The organism is Fluviicola sp. (assembly GCF_030151805.1).
In the GTDB taxonomy this organism is placed as follows: Bacteria; Bacteroidota; Bacteroidia; order Flavobacteriales_D; family Crocinitomicaceae; genus Fluviicola.
The window spans coordinates 1-4,307 of sequence record NZ_JASLCN010000143.1 but is presented as its reverse complement, the minus strand read 5'-3'; the positions used below and the strand labels follow the sequence as shown (position 1 = coordinate 4,307).

General features: G+C 42.6%; 3 protein-coding genes. All 3 read right to left on the bottom strand.

Annotated elements, in window-relative coordinates:
• The coding region (locus Q1V93_RS05495) for a PKD domain-containing protein (protein ID WP_300662546.1) at positions 1 to 2,418 on the bottom strand (2,418 nt) is incomplete at its 3' end.
• A gap of 238 nt (positions 2,419 to 2,656) precedes the next feature.
• Positions 2,657 to 3,547 carry an oxygen-dependent coproporphyrinogen oxidase gene (hemF, locus tag Q1V93_RS05490; RefSeq protein WP_300662543.1) on the bottom strand — a complete coding sequence of 297 codons (891 nt, stop codon included), beginning with the start codon at positions 3,545 to 3,547 and terminating at the stop codon, positions 2,657 to 2,659.
• A partial coding sequence (locus Q1V93_RS05485; protein WP_300662540.1) for a hypothetical protein occupies positions 3,540 to 4,307 on the bottom strand: 768 nt, incomplete at its 5' end. The genes hemF and Q1V93_RS05485, both read right to left, overlap by 8 nt.

Here is a 4,307-nt window from a genome sequence, read left to right as displayed (position 1 = left end):
CGTATGATTCGGACTCAATTCATTCGAGATTTCTGATCCGTCGCCGAAATTCCAGATGTATTGAGTAGCTCCCGTAGAAGTATTGATCAAATGGGATTCAGGAGCAATCACCGAAACAACTCCCGGGCTTGGCGTAAAATTCGCAACCGGATTCGGATATACACAAATGAAATCAGGATAAGTAACTGTCCAGACACATCCCAAAGCGGTTGTAGAAGTAACCGTTACGTCATAACATCCCTGATTCTGATATAAATTAGACACCGTATCATTCAAACTGGAAACTGTATTTCCGTCACCAAATGTCCATTGTGTATTCACACTTGCCGTTCCTGTAGACTGATTGAACAACAAAGCCGTCTGAGGCTCGCAACCAGTCTCTGAATTGGTTGTAATCTGGAAATTAACCGGTTCTTCGATTGCCACCACCACCTGGTCGGTATTGACGCATCCTGCCGCAGAAGTTCCGGTAACCGTATAAGTCAACGTACCGGCAGGAGAAAAAGCAACATGATCAATTACTCCGTTATCCCAATCGTATGAATCCGCACCGGAACCTGCCAAAACGGTTGAAGTTCCTTCACAAATGATTTGATCTGGTCCTGCACTCACAGCCGGAAGCGGATTAACAACTAAGCGCACGGTATCTAATCCGAAACAATTCGTTGCATCGTAACCGTGCATCACGATATCGTAAGTTCCTACAGCCGGAGTATATGCTTGTCCGTCGGTAATACCATGAGACCAATCGTAATTATTCGCGCCTGTTCCGGTGAATGTAACCTGGGTATTTTCACAAACTGTTACATCAGGTCCTGCAGAAACAACCGGAGCCGGTAAAAAGGTGACCATCAAAGAATCTTTGTTCTTACAACCGTTTGCATCCGTCCCTGTTACGATGTATTTTCCGTCAACTGTCGGAATGAATGGCGTTGCGTTCACAGCTCCGTTATTCCAGGTATAAGAAACCGCTCCCGAACCACTTACCGTCAAAGGAGTGTAAGGACAAAGTTGCTGATCAACTCCCGCTTCAACAGCCGGTAATCCATAAACAGTAATATTTCGAACCCGCGTGTGCGTGCATCCGTCTGCATTGGTTGCAACCAACGTGATCGCGTATGTTCCTGCAGTTTGATAAACATGAGAAGGAGTTGCCCCGGCTTCCAACGGTGTTCCGTCACCGAAATCCCAGGAATAAGTCATATTCTGGTTAATCAAATCCGTAGAAGTATTTGTCATCGTAGTTGAAGTCAAAACACAGGTATTTGTTACTGTGAAATCTGCCGTAGGAATTGACTTCACCGTGACCTGTTTGATGATCGTATCACGACAACCGGTGGTTTCATATGAAATCAGACGCACATTGTAAACTCCCGGAGTGGTATACGTATGATTCGGGTTTGTTTGGGTCGAAGTTGTTCCGTCACCGAAATTCCATACATTGGCAACGATCACATTGTTATTTACCGTTGAAGTGCTCGTAAACTGAACATTCAACTGGCCGCAGTTTTGCGTATGCGTATATTCCGGAACAACAACTGTTGGTTCTACATCCACATCTACTGTTACCGAACAAGATCCGGTATTTGTAATTGTTGTTAATTGACACGAATACGTTGTTCCTGTTGTTGGGTTGGGAACCGAAATAGTTGGTGTTGTTGCACCGGTATTCCACAAATAACTGCTGAATCCGGTTGGAGCCGTTAATGTTGCATTGTTGGTTCCCTGACAATACTGTACTGTTAATCTCAAAGGCTGACAGCTCATGGTTACATACGCATATCCGAAATGACCGGAAAGACTACAATCACGCGTTGTAAATTCCACCTGGATTGTTTGTCCGATAAAACCTGATAAATCCAATGCTGCTGTAGACCATGGCAACCAAACAACCCCACCACAAGTCTGGAAATTCTGACCGGGTTGTCCTGCATACACATCATAAACACCACACGGACCACCAATCTGGTTTCCTGCCTGGTCCAACACTTTCAAGGTCAATTTGGGTTGCTCATTAGGAGCATGTCCCGCATCTTCCAAAACAGCTGCGTATTTGTAAATCAATAATGCATTATCGGTTGTGACCGTCATCGAATAACGAAGTGCTTCACCTTCCGCATTGGTAACATTGTTTCCAAGACGTGCCACGACAAAAGCTCCCGTAGGCAAATAAGGTAACCCGCCACACGTATAAGGATCCGTTCCCGGAGTACTGATCAAAGTATGTCTTCCTGATACAACACCAGGAGTTGCGAATGGATTGGTATAATCGCCGGTAAATGCATTCCAATTGTTAAACCCTCCCTGAGCAAAATTGGCATTCGGGCAAGCGGGCTGAACCTGAGAATATACGATACTTCCGGCAATAGTCATTAAGCTGATTAAAATCAGGTTAATGTAGTTCTTCTTCACAATCATTTAAAATCATTAATTGATACATCAAAGTTACGGAAGAATGAAGTGATGGTTGCCTTAAAGTGAAAATGATTCTGTTAAAAATAACAGGTATTGAAGGAATCTTAAAGATATTTACATCTAACGTATCAATACTTTAATTTTAACACAACAGAGGGGAGAATGGAGAATTGACAATTGAAAAGATTTTAAGGAGATTTCCTCCTTTTTCACTTTTACTTTTTCAATTATCACTTTTCAATTAGAGATAGCTGTGCTTTTGTTTCAGATAATTCAGTGTTTCTGCTTCCGGAGATCCTTCTTCGGGTACGTAATTATACTCCCATTCGGCCATTGGAGGCAAACTCATTAAAATAGATTCTGTTCTTCCGCCCGAATACAATCCGAACTTGGTCCCTCTGTCGAAAGCCAGGTTAAATTCGGTGTAACGTCCACGGCGGTAGTGCATCCATTGCTTTTCAGCTTCGGTAAATGGTTTGTTTCTTCCGAAAGCTGCCTGTTCTTCATACAAAAACGGGAAACTTTCTCCCAAATCCAGGCAGAAACGGAACAATTGCTCTTTATTCAACTGAAAATGATTGTTCAAATGATCGAAGAAGATTCCTCCTATTCCCCTGGTTTCTTTCCGATGCGGCAAATAAAAATACTCGTCTGCCCATTCTTTGAATTTCAGATAGAACGACTCATCGTATTTATTGCAAACGGTTTTTAGTTTCCGGTGAAACAAAATGGCATGTTCATGGATGACATAATGCGGTGTCAGATCAATTCCTCCGCCAAACCAGTGAATTCCGTTATCCAGTTCGAAATAGCGTACATTCATATGAATGATCGGCACATGCGGATTATTGGGATGCAAAACGATGGAAACTCCGGTAGCATAAAAATGATTCCCGTCCAGTTTCAATTGAGCTTTCATTTCGTCCGAAACAGGGCCATGCACTTCTGAAAATGCTACTCCGCCTTTTTCGATCAACGCTCCGTGCCGGATTGTACGCGTTTTTCCGCCCCCCCCTTCAGCACGTTCCCAGGAATCTTCGGAGAATTTTGCTTTTCCGTCAATGCGCTCCAATTCATTGCAAATAAACAATTGCAATGCTCTGAATTCTTGTCCGATCGTTTCCTTATTCATAGAATACACCCACACGAATTAATTCATAATCCTCATGTTTCAGAATAAAACAAGATTGATTTTCGTACCCGCCACCAGCAACAGCTACTTTCGGATCGAAAGCATTCACGACTTCACTCGGAACTTCTTCTTTCATCAACAAGGTTCTTGTAAAATAGTAAACGACGTCAAATCCATGTGCTCCGGCTTTATTCATATCTGCACGATATTTTTTGCGGTACAATCTCAGCAAAGTCTGTGTATCCGGTAAAGAGTAATTCAAATCACTGGAAGAAGCCCAGGTGATTTTGTATTTCGTTTTGTAATATCCTGCTATGTCGTCAAAACCTCCCCATTCTTTCACTCCCATCACGGTGACATCTGCATTTTGCAGTTTCCCAACCGATTTGTGCAGCGAATTGATGAAACTCAAAACAGTTCCTTTATCTCTCGTAGGAAGAACAACCACTGATTCCCCGCTTTTTCTGATGAACGTAGAATAATCAGACAATTTGGCTTCGATCAGCTTCATATTTCCATTCTTTTTGGAAAGTTCGATGAATCTTTTTCTGTAAGCGTCAAATAACTCCTGGTCTTTTGCAATTCCGGGATTAATTAAAATGATCTGAGCAGTTTTGTATTTCTCAATTGTGTATTTCGCCAGAATTTCCTGCTGCGTCATATCGGAAGTAACCGAAGCATAGATGTACGGATTGTTCTTCAACAACGAACTGTTGCAAGCCGAAGGACAAACCATTCGAATCTTTTGTTTTCCGCACCA